Below are 21,165 nucleotides of genomic sequence, written 5' to 3' on the forward strand. Positions count from 1 at the left end.
AGGCCGCTCCGGGACTCCCGGGGCGGCCCTTCGACGCCAGAGGCTCAGCCGAAGAAGACTTCGGCTTCCTGGTAGCGCTCGACCGGAACCGTCTTCAGCTCCGCCGTCGCCTCGGACAGCTTCACGCGGACGATGTCCGTGCCCTTGAGGGCGACCATGACGCCGAAGTCGCCGTCCGCGACCGCGTCGACGGCGTTGAGGCCGAAGCGCGTCGCCAGGACGCGGTCGTAGGCCGTCGGGGTGCCGCCGCGCTGGACGTGGCCCAGCACGACCGCGCGGGACTCCTTGCCGGTGCGGTGGGCGATCTCGTCGGCCAGCCAGGTGCCGATGCCGCCGAGGCGGACGTGCCCGAAGGCGTCCTTCTCGCCGGTGAGCAGCTTCTCCTCGCCGCCCTCGGGCAGCGCGCCCTCGGCGACGACGATGATCGGCGCGAACTCCTTCTCGAAGCGGCGCTCGACCCAGGAGACGACCTGGTCGACGTTGAAGTGCCGCTCCGGCACCAGGATCACGCTCGCGCCGCCGGCGAGGCCGGAGTGCAGCGCGATCCAGCCGGCGTGGCGGCCCATGACCTCGACGACGAGCGCGCGGTGGTGCGACTCGGCCGTGGTGTGCAGCCGGTCGATCGCCTCGGTCGCGATGGAGACCGCGGTGTCGAAGCCGAACGTGTAGTCGGTCGCGCCCAGGTCGTTGTCGATCGTCTTGGGCACACCGACGACACCGACGCCGTCGTCGGTCAGCCGCTTCGCGACGCCGAGGGTGTCCTCGCCGCCGATCGCGATCAGCGCGTCGACGCCCTGCTCGGCGAGGACCTGCTTGATCTTGTCGACGCCGCCGTCGACCTTGTACGGGTTGGTGCGCGAGGACCGCAGGATGGTGCCGCCGCGGGTGAGGATGTCCTCGACGTCGTTCAGGCCCAGCGGGCGGCTGTCGCCGGTCAGCGGGCCGTTCCAGCCGTTGCGGAAGCCCACGAAGTCCCAGCCGTGCACCTCGATGCCCTTGCGCACCACCGCGCGGATCACCGCGTTGAGCCCCGGGCAGTCGCCGCCGCCGGTCAGCACACCGACACGCATGAGAAGCCTCCGTCTGTTCTCGGGAGATGACAGTCACATTTCGTCAGCCGCCAGCGTAGCGGCTCTCGTCTTGATCGGTGCAGCCCGTACCACCTGCCGGATCCGGTCCGCGTGACGCTGTGCTACCTTGACGCCGTGCAGCGCTATTTCTGGTTTACGAAGCCGGCCCCGGGTGGGCGCGGCGGCGTGAACCTGCGCTGACTCCCACCCCCGAGCCGGATTTCCGAACCGGCTCGGCGAGTCCCCCGCGGGTCGGTGTCCACCAGGAAGGAACACCCCCGCCATGACGCTCTCCGCCGGACCGGCCGCCATCGGTGACCTCGACGCCGCGCGCACCACGTCGATCAGTCCGCTCATTTCGCCCGCGCTGCTGCGCGAAGACCATCCGGCCGACGCGGCCGTCGCCAAGGTGGTGCGCCACGGCCGCGCCGAGACGGTCGACATCCTCGAAGGCCGCGACGACCGGCTGCTCGTTGTGGTCGGCCCGTGCTCGGTCCACGACCCCGAGGCCGCCCTCGACTACGCCCGCCGCCTGGCCGCGAAGGCCGAGGAACTGCGCGAGGACATCCACGTCGTGATGCGCGTGTACTTCGAGAAGCCGCGCACGACCCTGGGCTGGAAGGGCCTGATCAACGACCCGGACCTGGACGGCACGTTCGCCGTCAACAAGGGCCTGCGGATGGCGCGCAAGCTGCTGCTCGACGTGTCGGCGCTCGGCCTGCCGGTGGGGTGTGAGTTCCTCGACCCGATCACGCCGCAGTTCATCGCCGACATCGTCACGTGGGGCTCGATCGGCGCCCGGACGGCGGCGAGCCAGGTCCACCGCCAGCTGTGCAGCGCGCTGTCGATGCCGGTGGGCATCAAGAACTCGACCGAGGGCGACGTCCAGGTGGCGATCGACGCGACCCGCGCGGCGGCGGCGAGCCACGTGTTCCCGGGCATCAACACCGACGGCCTGGCGGCCCTGCTGACGACGTCGGGCAACCCGGACTGCCACGTGATCCTGCGCGGCCACAACGCGGGCCCCAACTACGACGCACCGACGGTCGCCGACACGCTGGCACGGCTGGCGAAGGCGGGGCTGCCGGAGCGGGTGATCATCGACGCTTCGCACGGCAACAGCGGCAAGGACCACGTGCGGCAGGGCGCGGTGGTCCGGGAGCTGGCGGCCCGGATCGCCGCGGGTGAGCGCGGGATTTCCGGGCTGATGATGGAGAGCTTCCTGGCGGGTGGCCGGCAGGAGCTTTCGCTGGGGCACGCTTCGGAGCTGACGTACGGGCAGTCGATCACGGACGCGTGCCTGGCGTGGGACGACACCGCACCGCTGCTGGACGAGCTGGCCGCGGCGGTGCGGGCGCGCCGCTGAGAGGTCCCCGGCCTGGGGGTCCCCCGGTTTTCACGTTACCGGGGACCCCCGACAGTTCCAGGCCTGCGGCGGGCGCGAACGGGCCGTTCGTACCCCCGCCGCGGCGTGACGTGGGTTTCCCGGGGTTCGGAGGCGGCGCGAACGGGCCGTTCGTACCCCCACTGCGGCGTGACGTGGGTTTCCCGGGGTTCGGAGGCGGCGCGAACGGGCCGTTCGTCTCGTCAAGCGCCCCAAGGCGGCCTTGGGGCGCTTGGCACCGGGGTCAGCGGCGCCGGAAGTACTCCTCGATGACTTCCCAGCGGGCCAGGTTGTGCTTCGCGTCCGCGAGGGCGTCGTGCTGGTCGGTCGGGGCCGCCGGGAGCTTCGGCTTGCCCGCGTCCTCCCACCGCTGCCGCAAGTCCCTCGTGAACCTCGGCAGCTGCCGGGGCAACGCCGGCATCGGGCCCCACAGCTGGGCCAGCGCCACGTGGTCGTACGCGGCGAACCAGGCCCACAGCTCGATTCCGCCCGGCGGCTTGCCGAAGAACTCCAGCAGGTCCGTGCGGATCTTCTCCCGGCTCCGCCACGCGCGATCGGCCGGGGACGGGAGCTTGTCCAGCACGTTGTCCCGGACCCACGGCCCCGCCTTGGCGGGGTCGAACTCCGTCGAGACCGCGTAGAACTCGCGGCCCCGTTCGTCCACCACCCCGATCGACACCAAATCGATCGTCACGCCGTCTTCGATGAACTCGGTGTCGTAGAAAAAACGCACTGGTGAACAGTAGTGGTGGCTCAGCCGACCTTGGAATCCGGCACCCGGGCCGCGTCACGGGCGCCGGGCTGGGCCGGTACCTCCGGCTTGACCCCGGCCGCCTCCGCCGCCAGCAGTTCCTTCGCCTTCGCCGCGTAGATGTCCACGTACTCCTGGCCCGACAGCTCCATCAGGGCGTACATGATCTCGTCCGTGATCGACCGCTCGATGAACCGGTCGCCCGCGAGGCCTTCGTACCGCGAGAAGTCCAGGGGCTTGCCGAAGCGGACCTCGAGGCGCCGCGGCCGCCACATCTTCGAACCGATCGGGTTGACCTTGTCGGTGCCGACCATCGCCACCGGGACCACCACGCCGCCGGATTCCAGGGCGATCCGGGCGACGCCCGTCTTGCCCTTGTACAGGCGGCCGTCCGGGGAGCGGGTGCCCTCCGGGTAGATGCCGAGCAGGTGTCCCTCGCGGACCAGGCGGATCGCCGTGTCGAGCGCGGCCTGGGCGGCGTTGCCGCCGGACCGGTCGATCGGGAACTGGCCGACGCCGGTGAAGAACCACTTCTTGAGCGTGCCCTTGAAGCCGGGCTCGGTGAAGTACTCGGACTTGGCCGGGAAGGTCACCTTGCGCTTGACGCGCAGCGGCATGAAGAACGAGTCGGCGACCGCCAGGTGGTTGCCGGCCAGGATCGCGCCACCCGTCTCGGGGATGTTCTCCGCGCCGACGACCTTGGTCGGCCAGAGCGTCTTGAGCAGCGGTCCGAGGAACACCCACTTCATGAGCCAGTACAGCACCGGTGCCTCAGTCCTCCATCGCAGCCGCAACCCCTGTCCACCCGAGACGAACAGCCTACGAACACCGGCGGCCGCCGCACAACGCCGACCACCCGGTTACCACTTCCGCAGCGATCGATCTCACAGCGAATTCCGGGCCCGGGCGGACCCCCACAACGCCCGCCGGGCGTGAGAGCATGGACGGACTGCCCCGCTCACACGGAAGGCGATCGCATGGGCGTGCTCGCCGGCGCGGAACCGTTCGGCCACACCGGTTCGGCCGAAACCGGGTTCCTGCTCTGCCACGGGTTCACCGGTACCCCGGCGAGCTTGCGGGCCTGGGGTGACCACCTGGCCGGGGCCGGGTTCACGGTGCGCTGCCCGCTGCTGCCGGGGCACGGCACCCGCTGGCCGGACCTCAACCGCACGACGTGGGAAGACTGGTACGGCGCCGTCCGCGAGGCCCTCCTCGCGCTGCTGGCGACGTGCAAGACCGTCTTCGTCGGCGGCCTGTCGATGGGCGGGACGCTGACCCTGCGCCTAGCCGAGGAGTTCGGCGACCGGATCGCCGGGATCGTCCTGGTCAACCCGTCGGTGACGCGGCTGAAGTGGGACACCAAGCTGCTGCCGGTGCTGGGCCGGCTCGTGCCGTCGGTGCCGGCGATCGCGAACGACATCAAGAAGCCGGGCGAGACGGAGCTGGCCTACCCGCGGACGCCGGTGCGCGCGGCGGCGAGCCTGGCGAAGCTGTGGGCGGTCGTGCGGGCCGACCTGGCCAAGGTGACGCAGCCGGTGCTGCTGCTGCACTCCTCGGTCGACCACGTCGTCGAGCCGGTGAACTCGCAGCTGGTGCTGCGGGGCGTCTCGAGCACCGACGTCACCGAGGTCGTGCTGGAGAACAGCTACCACGTGGCGACGCAGGACAACGACGCCGAAGTGATCTTCACGCGCAGCGTGGAGTTCGCGAAGGCGCACGCCGCCCAGCCGGAGGAGACCGCATGAGCCGGGGGAAGGACGGGCCGGAGGACGTCGACGCGACGTTCGCCGAGATCGTCGCCGACCTGCGCGCCGGCGGGTTCGGGCTCCCCGAAGAAGACACTGCGGACACCGCGGACACCACCGGCACGGCCGGCGCGGAGCCGGAGTCGCGCCGCACGCCCGAGCGGCCCGCCGAGCCGCCGGCCGTGGAGGCGCCGCCGGAACCCGGCTGGCGGTCCGGGGGCACGTCGTGGGACACCACGATGTTCTCCGACGACCCGGCGGGCGACGACGAGCACTACGTCCCGCCGGAGCCGCCGCCGCTGCCCCGGCCGCGGATGGGGGCGTTCCTCATCCTGCTGCTGTTCCTGGCCGGGCTGTTCCTGCTGATCCTGCCCGGCGCGATCGGCGTCGGCCCGACGGTGGCGACGCCGCTGGGCATCCTCGCGCTCGCGACCGCGATCGCGCTGCTGCTGCTCCGCGTGCGGCAGGGCCCGCCGCCCGGTGCGGACCCCAGCAACGGCGCCCAGGTCTGATCCCGCCGCGATGTCCATCGAGTTCAGTCCTTCGCGGCGATCGACCGTCGGCGCGGAATGGGAGCTCGGCCTCGTGGACCGGCGCAGCGGCGAGCTGTCGTCGGCGGCCGAGCAGATCCTCGAGGCCGTCCGGCCCGACGGGGCGGCCGAGCACCCGAAGATCAAGCAGGAGCTGCTGCTCAACACGATCGAGATCATCACCGGCGTCTGCGACACGATCGCCGAGGTCAAGGCTGACCTGAACGAGTCGCTCGACGTCGTGCACGGCGTGGCCGACCCGCTCGGCGTCGAGATGTTCTCGGCGGGGACGCACCCGTTCTCGAACTGGTACCAGCAGAAGGTCACCGACAAGGAGCGGTACGCCAAGCTGATCGACCGGACCCAGTGGTGGGGGCGGCAGATGCTGATCTACGGCGTCCACATCCACGTCGGGATCGACCACCGCGAGAAGGTGCTGCCGATCCTCGACGCCCTGCTGAACTACGCCCCGCACCTGCAGGCGCTGTCGGCGTCTTCGCCGTACTGGGGCGCGGAGGACACCGGGTACGCGTCGAACCGGGCGCTGATGTTCCAGCAGCTGCCGACGGCCGGGCTGCCGTTCCAGTTCCGGAAGTGGGCGGAACTGGAGAGCTACGTCGAGGACATGTTCACCACCGGCGTGATCGACAGCTTCTCGGAGATCCGCTGGGACATCCGGCCGTCGCCGAAGCTCGGCACGATCGAGATGCGCGTCTGCGACGGCCTGCCGACGCTGGAGGAGGTCGGCGCGATCGCGGCGCTGACGCAGTGCCTGGTGGACGACTTCAGCGAACGCCTGGACGACGGCGAAATCCTCCCGACGCTGCCGCCGTGGCACGTCCAGGAGAACAAGTGGCGCGCGGCGCGCTACGGCACGGACGCGATCGTCATCCTGGACGCGGCCGGGCGCGAGCGGCTGGTCACCGACGACGTGGCCGACCTGCTGGACCGGCTCGAGCCGGTGGCGCGGCGCCTGGACTGCGTCGCGGAGCTGCGGGACGTCGAGACGATCCTGCGGTACGGGCCGAGCTACCGGCGGCAGCGGGCGGTCGCGGAACGGCACAAGGGCAGCCTCAAGGCCGTCGTCGCGTCGCTGGTGGCGGAGATGCGCGACGGGATCGCAAAGGACTAGAGCGCGTCCAGCTGCGTGCGGAGGGTGCCGGGGCCGAGGATCGACGCGCCGAGGGCCTCGACGCGCCGCTTGAGCTCCCGGTCGGCCGTCGCGACCAGGACCTCGGCGTGCTGCTGCGCGACGACTTCGACGATCTTCGAGTCGCCGTCGGTGTCCGCGGCGACGACCTCCACGCCCGCTGTTCCGGTGACGTGCTTCGCCTTGCCCTCGACGACCAGGATGATCCGGGGCCACCAGGTCACCGTGGGGTCGGCCGGATCCGGCACACCGGCTTCGGCGAGCTTGGCGAGCTGGTCGCGGAGGCGCTCGGCGGCGCCGTGCCGGTCGCGCCACCAGCCGTCCGGGCGCGAGCCGACGACGTTGGCGGCGTCGACGACCAGGACGAGCTCCTGCCCGACGCGGCCGCGCAGGTCCGGCCAGGCGGCGGCGAAGTCGCGGTGCAGGGGGTAACCGGGGACGTCGTCGGGATCCACCCAGCGCACCTCCGCACTTTCGGTGTTGGCGACGCGCGCTTCGGCGCCGTCGGCGAGGGCCAGGACGGTCGTGTAGCTCCAGTTCCCGTGGTCCACCACGGAGGCCGAGACCGGGCGGAAGGCCTCGGCGCGGACGGAGGCCTCCTCGAAGGCTTCGCGGGCCGCGGCGCCCCTGGCTGTCTCGCCGGCCTCGATGGCGCCGCCGGGCAGCGCCCAGGTGCGGCCGTGGTGCACCCACCAGGCGCGGCGCTGCAGGAGGACACCGCGGGCGGGATCGACGAGCAACAGGCCGGCGGCGCCGTAGCGGCCCCAGTGCAGGTGCCCGCAGGAGCACCTGACGAAGACGCTCGCGGACGGGGCACTCACCCCTCCAGCCTGTCACAGGTCGGACACGGACCGCCGGTCGTCGCGGGCGGTCGGCTGCGGATCGGGCTGTTCCGCACGGCTGCTCGGGCGGCTCCGGCCGCTTCGGCCGCCGATCAGCGCGGTGAGGAAGATGCCGAGGGTGCTGCCGCCGATCACGAGCCAGGCCACGATCACGCCGGGCACCAGCCACGTGAGCAGGTGCGCCGCGAGGACCCAGCCCACCCCGGCGAAGGCGGCGGCGGTCGTCTTCGCCCACTTCCGGCTCGCCTTGTGCTGGACGAAGAGTGCGGCGACGGCCAGGACCGCGCCCCCTGATCCGATCCACACGTCCGTCGGCATCCCCGCTCCCTTCCCCGGATCGGGGGTACCCGATCGGGGGAAGTGTCATGCCCGGAAGCCGGTGGCCGGGCTGAGCAGCCCCCGTTTTCCACGCTACCGGGAGCAACCGACAGTTCCGCGCGCGCGGAACCGGCGGCGGCGCGCACCATCCACCGGGGTCAGACCGGGGTCTTCGCCGCTTCCAGCGCCAAGGCCGCCGCGCCCACGATCGCCGTGTCGTCGCCCAGGTGGGCCGTGCGGATCCGCGCCAACGGGCGGTGGCGGGCTCCCGTGATCGCGCCCGCGTAGTGCTCGCGGGCCTCGTCCAGGAACAGCGGCGCCGACTCGGACACGCCGCCGCCGATCACGATGATCTCCGGGTCGAACACGTCCGCCACCAGGGCCAGGCCCTCGCCGAGCCACTTGGCCAGCTCCGCCATCGCCAGCTGGGCGATCGGGTCGCCGTCGCGGGCCGCGCCCGCCACGCGGCGGCCCGTCACCGATCCCGGGTCGCCCGCCACCTGGGGCGCCAGCACCGTCGAGCGGCCCGGATGGCGGGCCAGCAGCTCCACCGCCGTGGCCGCCAAGGCCGTTCCGCTGCAGTAGCGCTCCCAGCAGCCGTACTTGCCGCACGGGCAGGGCCGCCCGCCGCGGACCACCGTCAGGTGGCCCAGCTCGGGCGCCACGCCGTACGCGCCGCGATACAGCTTGCCCTCCAGCAGCAACCCCGCGCCGATGCCCGTGCCCAGGGCCACCAGGGCCGCCACCTGGGCGCCGCGGGCCGCGCCGAAGCGGTGCTCGCCCACGATCGCCGAATTGACGTCGTGCTCCAGCAGTACCGGCAGGCCGACGCGCTTTTCGATCCGGTCGGCGACCGGGGCGCCGCGCCACGCCAGGTGCGGGGCGAACATCACCGACCGGCGGTCGCGCGCCACGAACCCCGCCACCGCCAGCCCGACCCCGGCCACGTCGTGCCGGTTGCGCAGGTCCTCGACCACACCGGCGATGGCGTCCTCGAGGGCGCCCTCCTCGGTCGGTGTCGCGACCCTGGCCGTGTCGAGCAGGGAGCCGCGTTCGTCCACCACGCCGGCCCGGATGCTCGTCCCGCCGACGTCCACCCCTATCGTCCGCACTCAGCTCTCCCACTCGTCGCGCCGGCGGACGGCGATGTGCTGCACCCTGGTCGCCGCGGTGGCGTCCCCGGCGGGCCGCGGTGCGGGTCTGAACCCGGGCATGTGCACGCCCTCCTCCGGCTCCCAGCGGTCGGCGAGCACCGCGCGCAGGAGGGCGACCAGCTGCGCGAGCTGCTCGGCCAGCCGCGCGACCAGCTCCGGCCGTTCACCCCGCACCACCGCGACGATCGCACACAGCGGACACCAGCCGCACGCCGGACCGTCCGGTTTCGCCTCGTCGAGCGGCCCGTGCCCGGCCGCGAGCACCCCGTCGAGCCACGGGGCCGCCTTCTCGGCGACCAGCTCGGCGAGCAGGCGGATCTCCTCCGCCAGCCGCGGCCCGTGTTCCGCTTCGCTCACCCGCGTCCCCGGTTCCCGGCCAGGTGCACGACCAGGCCGTCGGCGTCGGATTCCGCGCCGGTGATCCGGCACGGCCGCAGCGGCTCCGGCAGGGCGATGAGCCTGCGGAAGCCGTCCACGGTGATCGCCAGGTCGTCGTCGACGCGGGCGAGGTCGACCTCGGCGTCCCGCGAAAGCGGGACCGCGACGCGCAGGGCGTACCCGCCGTCGGCGGGCCGCACGCGCAGCAGCGGGGTGACCGGTGCGCCGTGGGCCGCCAGCGGGTCTTCGCCGTGGTAGAGCTCGGCGGCGATCTCCAGCAGCGCGGGCAGGCCGACCGGCTCGACGGCCCGGTGCTCCACCCGCGCGACCGGCGCGATCCCGGCCGCGGCGAGCTCGGCGAGCACGGCGTCCTGCTGCGTCCGGCGCGTGCGCAGCCAGGCCGCGGCGCCGCCGCGCCAGATGCCGGGCGCGGGCATCAGCCGGTTGGCGATCACGCCGTCGACGGCGATGCCGCGCAGGGCCAGGGAGCTGAGCGTGCGCCGCGCCTCGGCGACCACCACCCGCTCCGGGGTCAGGACCAGCCGGACCGTCGTCACCACCGGGTCGGTGAGCAGGGCGCGCAGGCCGTCGAGGTGGGTGCCGAGGCGGCGCACCGAATCCGTGACGCGCCCGCGCGGCCCGAACACCCGGGTCAGGTAGCCGGAGACGGCCTCGGGCAGGGCCAGCAGCCGCAGCGTCTCGGCCGTCGGCCCGCAGTCGACGACGACGGTCTCCCACGGGCCGTCCTCGGCCAGCCGGCGGACTTCGGTGAGGGCGAGCAGCTCGTCGACGCCGGGCAGCACGGTGAGCTCTTCGGCGTCGAGGGTGTCCAGGCCCGCGCCGGCCAGCACGGCCCGCAGCTCGCCGCGCAGCCGCACCCAGGAGGTGTCCACCAAGGTCCGCGAGTCGACCTGCACCGCCGAAAGCAGAGCATCCACTTCGGACGGTTCGGCGCCGAGGGGCCGGGCGAACGCGTCCCCGAGCGAGTGCGCCGGGTCCGTCGACACGACGAGGGTCTTCCTGCCGCGGGCGGCGAGGGCGGCGCCGGTGGCCGCGGCCAGCGTGGTCTTCCCGACACCCCCCTTGCCGGTGCACAGCAGGATCCGCACGTGCTAGCCCTCGGCCCGCTTCTTGAGCTCCTTCAGCGCGGTGTCCATGACCATCTTCTCGGCCTTGCGGCGCAGCAGGCCGATCATCGGCAGCGCCAGCTCGACCGACAGCGTGTAGGTGACCCGCGTCCGGCCGCCGAGGTCGGCCAGCGCGTAGCGGCCGTTCTGCGCCTTCTGCATCTGCCCCTTGACCAGGTGCCAGCTGACGCCGAGGCCGTCTGCGTCCCAGTCGTAGGAGAGGGTGTAGACGTCCTTGATCGGGCCCGCGTCCAAGGTCAGCTTGACCTGCTTGGCCCGGCCCTCGGCGTCGGTGTCGAGGACCTCGGTCTGCCGGACGGCCTTGGCCCATTCCGGGTACGCGGGGAAGTCGGCGATCACGGCCATCACCCGGCTGGGCTCGGCGTCGACCTCGATGGACTGTGTGGACTGCTCGGCCATGGGTCGAAGCGTAGCCGCCGCGCTTGGTCACCAGCGCAGCACGTACGGCTGCCCGGTCTCCTTGAAGTGACCCACGTTGCGGCACTCGGTGAGGCCCACCCGGGCGCGCGCGGCCAGGGGCTGGTGCACGTGCCCGAACACCGACCAGCGCGGCCGCTGCGCCCGGATCAGCTCCAGCAGCGCCGTCGAGCCGATCTCGCTGCGGCGCGCCACGACGTCGTAGGTCAGCTCCGGCAGCGCCGGCGGGCCGTGGGTGCAGAGGACGTCCACGTCGGTGAGCGCGGCCACGCTCCGGTCGTAGTCCGCGCGATCCCGCAGGTAGGGGCGCCAGGCGGCGCCCTTGCGGGGCCGCGGGACGACCCCGTCGGGCAGGAGCGCGCCGCCGACGAACCCGAACCGCAGGCCGCCGAGCTCGGCCACCTCGCCGTCGAGCACCCGCACGCCTTCGCCGGTGAACTCCGGCCACAGCGCCGGGGTGTCGACGTTGCCGGGGGTGGCGTAGGTGGGCGCGGTCATCGCCGCGAACAGCGTCGCGTACTGGGCGCGGATGGCCTCGTCGACCGCGGAGGCCGGGTCGTCGAGCGTCGCCCAGAGCGTGCGGGAGAAGGCAACGGTTTCGTCACGGGTGCCCTCGCGGCGCAGGCGGGCGAACTGGCCGACCTTCTCCGCGCCGAACAGGGCGCCCATGATGCCCTTGTCGTGGTCGTGGTAGTCGACGAAGTCGATCAGGTCCCCGAGCACGACCAGGGCGTCCGCCCCGTCGCCCGCCCGCTTCAACGCGTCCGCGTTGCCGTGCACGTCCGAGACGACGTGTACCCGCACCCCTGGCCCCCTAGCCTTCGGTTCAGCCTTCGGTTCGCGGAGGGACGCCGGGCTCGCGCCCGTCCTCCAGGATCTCCTTGAGCCCGAGCGCGACCGCCTTCGCCGCGCGGGCCCGCCGGTCGAACTCCCGGCGCAGGTCGCGTGGCGCCAGCGCACGGGGCGCCCCGGCCGCGTCGGCGGGGGTCGCCCGCAGGAAGTAGTGCAGCAGGGTGCCGTCGAGCACCGGCTCGAGCCAGACCTCCATCGTACCGACCAGCGCGCCGCGGACGGTCCAGCGCAGGCCCTTGTCCCCCCGGTCGGTGTAGACCTCGAGGACCAGGTCGGGCCAGTAGCGGGTCCACGATCCGGGATCGGCGAAGACGGCGGCCACGGTGGACGGCGGGACCGCGAGGAACGTCTCGTCGACGACGTCGATGGCGGGCGGTGCGTTCACGTGCGAAGAATGTCACGCCCTCGCCGCGTGAGGCCGATCAGCATGGTCTTAAGGTGCTCACCACGCTAAGTTGACTGGCGGGTAACAGCGGTGTCGCCTGCCGCACGCGTTGAACACGGAGGTCCACGTGCGCGAATACAGCGCTCCCGCCGGCAAGCCGGTGGCCGACGACGAAAACATGTCCGACGTCGTCTGGGCGAACGCCGAGCGGTTCTCCGACGTGGTGAGCTTCCGCCGCCAGGTCGAGGGCAGCTGGCTGGACGTCACCGCCAAGGAGTTCGCGGCGGAGGTGCTGGCCGTGGCCAAGGGCATGGCCAAGGCCGGGATCGGCCGCGGCGACCGCGTCGCGATCATGTCGAAGACCCGCTACGAGTGGACCTTGCTCGACTTCGCCATCTGGGCGGCCGGCGCGGTCACCGTCCCGATCTACGACACGTCCTCCCCCGAACAGGTGTACTGGATCCTCTCCGACTCGGCCGCCAAGGGCGTGTTCGTCGAGACGAACGCCCACGCCGCGGCGGTCGAGCAGATCCGCGACCGGCTCACCGACCTGGCGAACACGTGGCAGATCGAGGGCGACTCCCCCGCCGTCGAGGAGCTGTCGGCGCTGGGCGCTTCGCTGTCCGACGACGAGCTGCACGACCGGCGCCGCGAGGTGACCGCGGACGAGCTCGCCACCATCGTCTACACCTCGGGCACCACCGGCCGCCCCAAGGGCGTCGAGCTGACCCACCGGAACCTCCTGGCCGAGATCCGCGCCGACATCGAGGCGTTCCCGCAGCTGATGGAGCAGGGCAACTCGCTGCTGGTGTTCCTGCCGCTGGCGCACGTGCTGGCCCGCGCGATCGCCGTCACCGCGCTGAGCGCCCGCGTCACCCTCGGCCACACCCCGGACGTCAAGAACCTGGTCGCCGACCTGGGCACCTTCCGGCCGACGTTCGTCGTCGCCGTGCCGCGCGTGTTCGAGAAGGTCTACAACTCGGCGAAGCAGAAGGCGCACAGCGAGGGCAAGGGCAAGATCTTCGACGCCGCCGAGGCGGTGGCCGTCGCCTACAGCGAGGCGCAGGACCACGGCGGCGCCGGGCTCGGCCTGAAGCTCAAGCACCTGGCGTTCGACAAGCTGGTCTACGGCAAGCTGCGCGCGGCCCTCGGCGGCCGCTGCGTGGCGGCGGTTTCGGGGGGCGCGCCGCTGGGCGCCCGGCTGGCCCACTTCTTCCGCGGCATCGGCGTCCCGGTGTTCGAGGGCTACGGCCTCACCGAGACGTCCGCGGCGGCGAACGTCAACACCCAGACGGCGTTCCGCGTGGGCACGGTGGGCAAGCCGGTCAACGGCACGTCGGTCCGCATCGCCGACGACGGCGAGGTGCTGCTCAAGGGCGACGTCGTGTTCCGGGCGTACTACAACAACCCGCAGGCGACCGCGGAGGCCCTCACGGACGGCTGGTTCCACACGGGTGACCTGGGCGAGCTGGACTCCGAAGGGTTCCTGAAGATCACCGGCCGCAAGAAGGAGATCATCGTGACGGCGGGCGGCAAGAACGTCGCCCCGTCCGGCCTCGAGGACACGATCAAGGCGTCCCCGCTGGTCAGCCAGGCGATGGTGGTCGGCGACCAGCGCCCGTTCATCGCGGCGCTGGTGACGGTGGACGAGGAGTACTTCCCGTCCTGGAAGACCCAGCACGGCAAGCCGGCTTCGGCCACGGTCGCGGACCTGGCGGCGGACCCGGACCTGCTCGCGGAGATCCAGGCCGTGGTGGACGAGGCGAACAAGTCGGTGTCCAAGGCCGAGGCGATCAAGAAGTTCACCGTGCTGGCCAACGACTTCACCGAGGCCGGCGGCGAGATCACGCCGAGCCTGAAGCTGAAGCGCAACGTGGTTTCGAAGAACTACGCCCTCGACATCGAGGCCCTGTACACGAAGTAAGCGCCCCAAGGCGGCCTTCGGTGCGTGAGACGCACCCAATGCGGCCTTCGGTGCGTGTGACGCACCGAAGGCCACATTGGGGCGCTTGGGCCTACCCGCGCTGGGCTTCGATGAAGTCGCGGTACCAGCGGTAGCTCGAGCGCGGGGTGCGGGCTTGCGTCTCGTAGTCCACGTGGACCAGGCCGAAGCGGTGCTTGTAGCCGTGCGCCCACTCGAAGTTGTCGAGCAGGGACCAGCAGAAGTAGCCGCGCAGGTCCACCCCGGCCGCCGCGGCCGTGCGGGCCGCCTCGATGTGCTCGCTCAGGAAGTCGATGCGCTCGTAGTCCGCGAAATCGGCGCGGTCGGCGTACACGCACCCGTTCTCCGTGAGGTACACCGGCGGCAGCCCCGGGTAGCGGTTGTGCAGGCCGACCAGGGCTTCCGTCAGGCCCTCCGGCTCGACCGGCCAGCCCATCCCCGTCCGTGGGACGTCCGGCAACCGCGAAGTGTCCACCCCGATGTCCGCCACCGTGCGCAGGGCCGGGTCCGGCTCGCGGTGGGGGGCGTCGGCGACGTGCAGGCGGTAGTAGTAGTTGACGCCCAGGTAGTCCAGGGGCACCCCGATCGTCTCGAGGTCTTCGTCGTGGCGGAACGAGAAGTCCGAGACGCCGTCGAACATCGCCGCCAGGCCCGGGGCGTACCGGCCGCCGAACAGCGGGTCGGTGAACTGGCGGCGCAGCAGCGTGTCCTGGCGCGCGGCCGCCGCGGTGTCGGCGGCCGAGTCCGACACCGGGACCGCCGGGGACTGGTTGAGGACGATGCCGAACTGGTGCGGCAGTGCTGCCCGCTCCCGCATCGCCCGGACCGCCAGGCCGTGGCCGAGCAGCAGGTGGTGCGCGGCCGCCAGCGCGCCGTGTCCCTCCCTGGCCCCCGGCGCGTGGCGGCCCTCGCCGTACCCCGCGACCGCGCAGGGGTACGGCTCGTTCAGCGTCGTCCAGTGGTCGACGACGTCACCGAGTTCCTCGTGCACCAGGGCGGCGTACTCGGCGAAGCGGAACGCGGTGTCGCGGGACCGCCAGCCGCCCGCGTCCTCCAGCGCCTGCGGCAGGTCCCAGTGGTACAGCGTCAGGAACGGCTCGATCCCCCGCTCCCGCAGGCCCTCCACCAGCCGCCGGTAGAAGTCGAGGCCGCGCCGCTCCGCGCGGCGCCCGTCCGGCTGGATGCGGGGCCAGGACACGGAAAACCGGTAGGCGTCGACGCCGAGCTCGGTGAGCAGGTCGAGGTCGGCGCGCCAGCGGTGGTAGTGGTCGGCCGCCGGTTCCCCGGTGTGGCCGCCCGCCACCGCGCCGGGGACCGCGGCGAACGTGTCCCAGATGGACGGTCCGCGGCCGTCGGCCGTGGTGGCGCCCTCGATCTGGAACGCCGAGGTGGCCACGCCCCAGCGGAAGCCGGGCGGGAAGCCGGCTTTTCGGGGGTCCGGGTGGCGAAGCCCCCGGGTGTCACTGGAAGTCACGGTGAGCTCCGAGGTGGTCAGCCCTTGAGCGCGCCCTGCATGATGCCGCCGACGATCTGGCGGCCGAACAGCAGGAACACGAGCAGGACGGGGACGGTGCCGATGGTGGCGGCGGTGAGCACGAGCGTGTAGTCGGTGGTGTAGCCACTGGCCAGGGTGGACAGTGCGGTTTGGACGGTCGGGTTCTCCGGCACCAGCACGACCAGCGGCCAGAAGAAGTCGTTCCAGGCCTGCATGAAGGTGAACAGCCCGAGCACCGCCGCGGCCGGGCGGGCGGCGGGCAGGGCCACGTGCCAGAACAGCCGCAGCGACCCGCAGCCGTCCATCCGGCCCGCCTCCAGCAGCTCGAGCGGGAGCGCCCGCTCGAAGTACTGGCGCATGAAGAACACGCCGAACGCGGTGACCAGGCCGGGCACGATCACCGCCTGCAGCTGCCCGGCCCACCCGAAGTCGGCCATCATCATGTACAGCGGGACGACACCCAGCTCGGTCGGGATGGCCTGGGTGGCGACCACGACGAGCAGCAGGACCGTCCGCCCGCGGAACCGCATCTTGGCGAAGGCGAACCCGGCCAGCGTCGAGAACAGCACCACCGAGACGGTGATCGTGCCCGAGACGATGAGCGAATTGCCCAGCGCCAGCGCGAAGTCCGTCTGGTCGAAGACCCGGGCGATGTTCTCGAACAGGTGCCCGCCCGGCACCAGGACCGGCGGCACGCTCCCGACGGCCTCCGTCGTCTGCGAGGAGACGACGAACGACCAGTACACCGGGAACGCCGAGCCGGCCAGGATCGCGATCAGCGCGGCGTAGGTCCACGGGCTCGCGACCCGCTTGCCGAGGCGCCGGATCCGGCCGGGCGCGGCTTCCGGCGGCGCGGGCGCGGCCGGGGTCAGCACGGAAGTCATGTCGCTCCTCAGTCCGTTTGGATCCGCCGGGTCACCAGGTACGACAGGCCCGCGACGAGCATCGTGGCCACGGCCAGGATCAGCGCGATCGCCGAGCTGTAGCCGAAGTCGTACTTGGAGAAGCCCTGCTCGTAGAGGTAGAGCGCGGCCGTCTGGAACTGCCGGTCCGACCCGCCGGTGGCGGCCGCCGTGCCCGGGTTGAACAGCAGCGGCTCGGCGAGCAGCCGCATGTTGCCGGTCGTCGCGATCACCGTGGAGAAGATGATCTGCGGCCGCAGCAGCGGCACGGTGATCCGCCAGAACTGCTGCCAGCCCTTGGCGCCGTCGAGGGTGGCGGCCTCGTACATGCTCGACGGGATCGCCTGCATCGACGCCAGGAAGATCAGCGCGTGGTAGCCGGTCCAGCGCCACACCACCATCGCCGCGATGGCGGTGTGCGAGCTGGCCGTGCCGGCCTGCCAGTCGACGTGGCCGGCGCCGAACCAGCTCAGCATCCAGTTGACCAGGCCGAAGTCCCGGCCGAACAGCTGCGCGAAGATGATCGTCACCGCCGCCACCGAGGTGATGTTCGGCAGGATCATCCCCATCCGGAACAGCGTCCGGCCGCGCAGCCGCCGGTTGAGCAGGTGCGCGATGCCGAGCGCGAACAGGATCTGCGGGATCGTGGTCAGCAGCCACAGGCTGACCGTGTTCCCCATCGCGTTCCAGAAGTACGGGTCGTGGAACAGCAGCTGCTCGTAGTTGCCGAAGCCGATGAACTGCGCGCCTTCGGCGTCGATGAGGTTCCGCTTCTGCAGCGACACGAACGCCGTGTACAGCAGGGGGAAGAGCCCGAAGACGCCGAAGATCAGGAAGTACGGGCTGATGAAGCCGAACGGCGACAGCTTGACGTCCCACTTCTGCCGCCGCTCGGCGAAGGTCAGCGTTTTGACCGCCATCACTTGATCTTCGAGACGTCACCGACCAGCTGCTGCCACGCCGCTGCGCCGTCCTGCTTGCCCTGCTCGACGCGCTGCATCGCGTTGCCGAACTCGGTCTGCACGTCGCCGGCCTTCGGGCCCTGGTATTGCGGGTTCAGCTTCTTCGCCGCGTCCGTGAAGAGCTTGCCGACCGGCGCGTTGTTGAAGAACGGGTTCGTGTAACCGGTGATCTTCGGGTCGCTGTAGAGCGACGGCGCCGAGGGCAGGAGGCCCTTGCTGGTGAAGACCTTCGCCTGCTGCTCGGGCGCGGTCAGCCACGCGGCGAGCTCGGCGGCTTCCTTCGTGTGCTTGCCCTGCTTCGGCACCGTCAGGTACGAGCCGCCCCAGTTGCCGCCCCCGCCGGGCACGGTCGCGACGTCCCACTTGCCCGCGGTGTCCGGCGCCTGGTCCTTGATCTTGGTCATCATCCACGCGGGGCAGGTCACGGTGGCGAACTGGCCCTGGGTGAAGCCGGTGTTCCACTGCGGCGTGCTGTAGAGCAGGCCGGCGCTCAGGTTCGCCTTGACCGCGTCGACCACGAGGTCCCAGCCCTGGTGCAGCGCCGGGTTGCTGCCCACGATGAGCTGGTCGTTCTGGTCGTAGTAGCCCTGCGGGGCCTGGCCGACGATCGCGTTGAGCACGGTCGGGCCGCCGTCCATGAACTTGACGCCGTTCGGCGCGTGGGCCTGGAACCGTTTGCCCGCCTCGAAGAAGGCCTGCCAGGTGGGCCAGAGCGCGGAGACCGCGTCGCGGTCCTCGGGCAGCCCGGCGGTCTTGAACATGTCGCGGCGGTAGCAGATGGCCAGGCCGCCGACGTCGGTGCCGTAGCCGATCTGCTGCCCGCCCTTGCCCAGCGACGCCGCCCACTTCCAGGGCAGCCAGCGGTCCTTGAGCTTGTCGCCGCCGACGGTGTTCAGGTCGACGAACTTGTCCGGCGTCGCCTTGAACTGGGCGATGTACCCGGTGTCGACCGCCTCGATGTCCGCGGCGCCGCCACCGGTGGCCAGGTGCGCGGCGAGGTTCTTGTGGTGGTCGGAGTAGGACGCGGTCCGCTCGGTGATCTCGACGTCCGGGTGCGCGGCCTGGTACTCCTTGATCAGGTCGGTGTAGCCGAAGTTGCCGAACAGGCCGAGGCTCAGCTTGACCTTGCCACCGGCGGCGCCGCTGTCCCCGCAGGCGCTCAGCGCGGTGAGCGCGACCAGGGTGGCACCCACCCCGGCGAGCAGGCGGATCCGGCGGTTCCTCGTTTTCGGGCGCATGAGATCTCCGTTGTTCTACGGGCCGGTCGGGAAAACGTGGGACCCATGAGAGCGCTCCCAGCGGCCTGTCGTCAAGTAACGAAATTATAACGCACTCCGGCGTTTACGCACTCCGAAGTCGTGTGCTAGAGATGTAACCGGTTACAAGAACGGAGATGCTCATGGTCACAGCCCGCGAGGTAGCGCAGCTCTGCGGGGTTTCCGTCGCCACCGTGTCGCGGGTGTTCAACCGCCCGGCCACGGTCAGCGCGACGACCCGCGAACGCGTCGAACGCGTCGCGCGGGACCTCGATTTCTCGCCGAACGAGTCGGCGCGCGCGCTGTCGCGGCAGCAGTCGGCGATGGTCGGGCTGGTCTGGGACACCGACCACCGCCGGCCCGGCTGGCGGCACCCGTTCCTGCAGGACCTGTTGCTGGGCCTCAAGTCCGCGTTGAGTTCGCACGGCTACCACCTGCTCATGCTCGCGACGAGCGACCACGCCCGCGAGCGCCACCCGGGCGTGTCACTGGCCGACCCGATCGGCTACGTGAGCATGACCCGGCGTCACCACCTGGCCGGGCTGGTGCTCATCGACAGCGGCACGGACGCCGACGCGTTCACCGCGTTCGCCCAGTCCGGGCTGCCGTGCGTCGCGCTGGACGTCGCGCTGTCCGGACCGCGCGCCACCCACGTGACCTCGGACAACGCCGGTGGCGCCGCGGAAGCCGTCCGGCACCTGGCCGCCCTCGGCCACCGCCGGATCGCGACGATCACCGGCCCCCGCGGCAACGCGCCGGCGGCCGCCCGCACCGAGGGTTACCGCCGCGGGCTGGCCGAAGCCGGGCTGCCGGTTTCGGAGGACCTGGTGGTCGGCGGCGACTTCTACCGCGAGAGCGGGTTCGTCGGCATGCGGCGGCTCCTGGCCCGCAAGGACCCGCCGACGGCGGTGTTCGCGGCCAGCGACGAGATGGCGGTCGGCGCCCTGCTGGCGGCCCGCGCGGCCGGGCTGCGGGTGCCGGCGGACCTGGCCGTGGTGGGGTTCGACGACATCGAGGTGGCGTCCCTGGTGGACCCGGCGCTGACGACGGTGGCCCAGGACAAACCGGGCTTCGGCACGGCGGCGGCCGGAGCGCTGCTGGCGATGCTCGAGAACGCGGCGGCCCCGGAACCGGTGCTGCTGCCCACGAAACTGGTGATCCGCGACTCCTGCGGCGGTCGTTCGGCCCGCTGAACCCAAGCTGATGCGTCCCAATGTGGCCTTCGGTGCGTCAGACGCACCCAAGGCCGCCTTCGGTGCTCCGCCCATGCCCCCACCGCCCCCCTCAACGGAGGCGCTTCGCGCCGCAGTGCTGATTCAACGCACCCAAGGCCGCCTTGGGGCGCTTGGGCGGAGCGGGGCTAGGCGGTGATCTTCGCGTCCCAGTCGATGTGGTGCGCGTACAGCCAGCCGCTCTCCTCGCCGACGTCCTGGCCGGCGCTCGCCGCCACCAGCTTCTCCACCCGTTCGCGGCGGAGTCCCTCGTACGCCGCGAACGCCGACGGCGGGTCCGGCAGGTCGCGCAGGCACTGCGCGAGGACCACGCTGTCCTCGACGGCCATCGAAGCGCCCTGGGCCGCCGCCGGGGAGGCCGCGTGGGCCGCGTCGCCGACCAGGACCATCTCCGGTGTCGACCAGATCCGCGTCTCCGGGACGTCGTAGGAGTGGCCGCCGAAGACCTCCTCCCCGGTTGCCGCGACGATGTCCGCGCAGGGCAACGGGTCTCCGTCGAACGCCGCGTGCGCGAACTCGCGCCAGCCCGCCGGCGTGACGGCCGCGATCTCCTCGCGGGACCGCTCGGCGTCCGGGACGCGGGCGAACCAGAACGTGGCGCCGTCCGGGTCCGTGGTGAACCCGAAGGCCGCGCGGCTGCCGCGGACCATCCGGTAGATCCCGGGCGCGGCGGGCAGCCCACCCGCGCGCGTGTAGCCGTACACGACGGTCAAGCCGGTGTAGCGGGGTTCGTCCGCGGCCGGGTCGATCAGCCGCCGGACCACCGAGCGCAACCCGTCCGCGCCGACCAACACGTCACCCGTTGCGGTGGTGCCGTCGGCGAACTCCGCCGTGATCCCCTCCGGGCCGGGCGTCGCGCCCGCCAGCCGTTTGCCGCGCTCCAGCGGGACGCCGCGGCGCGCGGCCTCGTCCTGCAGGACGCGGTAGAGCGTCGCGCGGGTCAGGGTGCGCGGGTTGTCCAGGCCTTCGGTGTCGAACTCGCGCCGCCCGACGGTTTCCCCCGTCGGGGCGACGAGCTCGACACCGTACGCGGTGAAGGAGGCGTCGATCACCGGCCGGTCGGCGCCGATCGCGCGCAGGGCGTCCATGCCGTTGTGCATGATCGTGAGGAACGCGCCGACGTCGTCCCCGCCCGCGGGATAGGCCTCGTACACGACGGGGTCGTGCCCGGCGAGCTTCAGCGCCATCGCGGTGACCGTGCCCGAAATCCCGCCGCCCGCCACCAGTACCCGCACTTCGCGCCCCCTCGACT

General features: G+C 72.0%; 22 protein-coding genes. 6 read left to right on the plus strand and 16 right to left on the minus strand.

Going from position 1 to position 21,165, the window contains the following annotated elements:
- Positions 1-44: 44 nt before the first annotated feature.
- A complete protein-coding gene (locus ACLJOU_RS17415) occupies positions 45-1,070 on the minus strand; it encodes a 6-phosphofructokinase (protein WP_410568534.1) in 1,026 nt (341 codons plus the stop codon).
- Positions 1,071-1,353: 283 nt separating this feature from the next.
- Between ACLJOU_RS17415 and ACLJOU_RS17420 the strand changes: the two genes are divergently transcribed.
- Positions 1,354-2,436, plus strand: a complete 1,083-nt coding sequence (locus ACLJOU_RS17420) for a 3-deoxy-7-phosphoheptulonate synthase (RefSeq protein WP_410568536.1) — start codon at positions 1,354-1,356, stop codon at positions 2,434-2,436.
- A gap of 262 nt (positions 2,437-2,698) precedes the next feature.
- Here the strand turns inward: ACLJOU_RS17420 and ACLJOU_RS17425 are convergent, their stop codons facing one another.
- On the minus strand, positions 2,699-3,187 hold the full coding sequence (locus tag ACLJOU_RS17425; protein WP_410568538.1) for a polyadenylate-specific 3'-exoribonuclease AS: 489 nt from the start codon (positions 3,185-3,187) through the stop codon (positions 2,699-2,701).
- A 20-nt stretch (positions 3,188-3,207) separates the two neighbouring features.
- On the minus strand, positions 3,208-3,969 hold the full coding sequence (locus ACLJOU_RS17430) for a lysophospholipid acyltransferase family protein (protein WP_410568540.1): 762 nt from the start codon (positions 3,967-3,969) through the stop codon (positions 3,208-3,210).
- 213 nt (positions 3,970-4,182) lie between these two features.
- On the opposite strand from ACLJOU_RS17430, the gene ACLJOU_RS17435 reads away from it, so the two are divergent.
- The 3 genes from ACLJOU_RS17435 to ACLJOU_RS17445 are packed head-to-tail and all read left to right on the plus strand — an operon-like array spanning position 4,183 to position 6,612.
- Complete coding sequence (locus tag ACLJOU_RS17435) at positions 4,183-4,950, plus strand: alpha/beta hydrolase (RefSeq protein WP_410568542.1); 768 nt, start codon at positions 4,183-4,185, stop codon at positions 4,948-4,950.
- Positions 4,947-5,462, plus strand: coding sequence for a hypothetical protein (locus ACLJOU_RS17440; RefSeq protein ID WP_410568544.1), 516 nt, complete (start codon positions 4,947-4,949; stop codon positions 5,460-5,462). Before ACLJOU_RS17435 ends, ACLJOU_RS17440 begins: the two co-directional genes overlap by 4 nt.
- A 10-nt stretch (positions 5,463-5,472) precedes the next feature.
- Entirely contained in the window at positions 5,473-6,612 is a 1,140-nt protein-coding gene (locus ACLJOU_RS17445) for a glutamate--cysteine ligase (protein ID WP_410568546.1), read from the plus strand.
- Here the strand turns inward: ACLJOU_RS17445 and ACLJOU_RS17450 are convergent.
- The 8 genes from ACLJOU_RS17450 to ACLJOU_RS17485 all read right to left on the minus strand — a co-directional run bounded on the left by ACLJOU_RS17450 (position 6,609) and on the right by ACLJOU_RS17485 (position 12,124).
- A complete protein-coding gene (locus ACLJOU_RS17450) occupies positions 6,609-7,451 on the minus strand; it encodes an NUDIX domain-containing protein (RefSeq protein ID WP_410568548.1) in 843 nt (280 codons plus the stop codon). The two genes, ACLJOU_RS17445 and ACLJOU_RS17450, sit on opposite strands and share 4 nt — an antisense overlap.
- Positions 7,452-7,463: 12 nt before the next feature.
- On the minus strand, positions 7,464-7,790 hold the full coding sequence (locus ACLJOU_RS17455; protein WP_410568550.1) for a hypothetical protein: 327 nt from the start codon (positions 7,788-7,790) through the stop codon (positions 7,464-7,466).
- Positions 7,791-7,948: 158 nt separating this feature from the next.
- Positions 7,949-8,887, minus strand: coding sequence for an ROK family protein (locus ACLJOU_RS17460; RefSeq protein ID WP_410568958.1), 939 nt, complete (start codon positions 8,885-8,887; stop codon positions 7,949-7,951).
- 15 nt (positions 8,888-8,902) lie between these two features.
- Entirely contained in the window at positions 8,903-9,301 is a 399-nt protein-coding gene (locus ACLJOU_RS17465; protein ID WP_410568552.1) for a hypothetical protein, read from the minus strand.
- On the minus strand, positions 9,298-10,431 hold the full coding sequence (locus ACLJOU_RS17470) for an ArsA family ATPase (RefSeq protein ID WP_410568554.1): 1,134 nt from the start codon (positions 10,429-10,431) through the stop codon (positions 9,298-9,300). The genes ACLJOU_RS17465 and ACLJOU_RS17470 overlap by 4 nt, the downstream gene beginning before the upstream one ends.
- Positions 10,432-10,434: 3 nt before the next feature.
- Entirely contained in the window at positions 10,435-10,869 is a 435-nt protein-coding gene (locus ACLJOU_RS17475) for an SRPBCC family protein (RefSeq protein WP_410568556.1), read from the minus strand.
- A gap of 27 nt (positions 10,870-10,896) precedes the next feature.
- A complete protein-coding gene (locus ACLJOU_RS17480) occupies positions 10,897-11,691 on the minus strand; it encodes a metallophosphoesterase family protein (protein WP_410568558.1) in 795 nt (264 codons plus the stop codon).
- 22 nt (positions 11,692-11,713) lie between these two features.
- A complete protein-coding gene (locus tag ACLJOU_RS17485; RefSeq protein WP_410568560.1) occupies positions 11,714-12,124 on the minus strand; it encodes a polyketide cyclase / dehydrase and lipid transport in 411 nt (136 codons plus the stop codon).
- 127 nt (positions 12,125-12,251) lie between these two features.
- On the opposite strand from ACLJOU_RS17485, the gene ACLJOU_RS17490 reads away from it, so the two are divergent.
- Positions 12,252-14,048: an AMP-dependent synthetase/ligase gene (locus ACLJOU_RS17490; RefSeq protein WP_410568562.1), complete on the plus strand. Its 1,797-nt coding sequence runs from the start codon at positions 12,252-12,254 to the stop codon at positions 14,046-14,048.
- 91 nt (positions 14,049-14,139) lie between these two features.
- On the opposite strand, the gene ACLJOU_RS17495 is transcribed toward ACLJOU_RS17490, so the two are convergent.
- The 4 genes from ACLJOU_RS17495 to ACLJOU_RS17510 are packed head-to-tail and all read right to left on the minus strand — an operon-like array spanning position 14,140 to position 18,663.
- Positions 14,140-15,540 (minus strand): GH1 family beta-glucosidase, encoded by a 1,401-nt coding sequence (locus ACLJOU_RS17495; RefSeq protein WP_410568564.1) that lies wholly within the window; start codon positions 15,538-15,540, stop codon positions 14,140-14,142.
- A 17-nt stretch (positions 15,541-15,557) separates the two neighbouring features.
- Positions 15,558-16,445 (minus strand): carbohydrate ABC transporter permease, encoded by an 888-nt coding sequence (locus ACLJOU_RS17500; protein ID WP_410568566.1) that lies wholly within the window; start codon positions 16,443-16,445, stop codon positions 15,558-15,560.
- 8 nt (positions 16,446-16,453) lie between these two features.
- The gene (locus tag ACLJOU_RS17505; protein WP_410568568.1) at positions 16,454-17,383 is read right to left on the minus strand and encodes a carbohydrate ABC transporter permease; all 930 of its coding nucleotides are present in this window, start codon (positions 17,381-17,383) and stop codon (positions 16,454-16,456) included.
- A complete protein-coding gene (locus tag ACLJOU_RS17510; protein ID WP_410568570.1) occupies positions 17,383-18,663 on the minus strand; it encodes an extracellular solute-binding protein in 1,281 nt (426 codons plus the stop codon). The genes ACLJOU_RS17505 and ACLJOU_RS17510 overlap by 1 nt, the downstream gene beginning before the upstream one ends.
- Before the next feature lie 161 nt (positions 18,664-18,824).
- On the opposite strand from ACLJOU_RS17510, the gene ACLJOU_RS17515 reads away from it, so the two are divergent.
- Complete coding sequence (locus tag ACLJOU_RS17515; RefSeq protein WP_410568572.1) at positions 18,825-19,874, plus strand: LacI family DNA-binding transcriptional regulator; 1,050 nt, start codon at positions 18,825-18,827, stop codon at positions 19,872-19,874.
- Positions 19,875-20,041: 167 nt separating this feature from the next.
- Here the strand turns inward: ACLJOU_RS17515 and ACLJOU_RS17520 are convergent, their stop codons facing one another.
- Complete coding sequence (locus ACLJOU_RS17520) at positions 20,042-21,148, minus strand: FAD-dependent oxidoreductase (RefSeq protein WP_410568574.1); 1,107 nt, start codon at positions 21,146-21,148, stop codon at positions 20,042-20,044.
- Positions 21,149-21,165: the final 17 nt, after the last annotated feature.

The organism is Amycolatopsis sp. cmx-4-61 (assembly GCF_046548775.1).
Taxonomy (GTDB): Bacteria; Actinomycetota; Actinomycetes; order Mycobacteriales; family Pseudonocardiaceae; genus Amycolatopsis.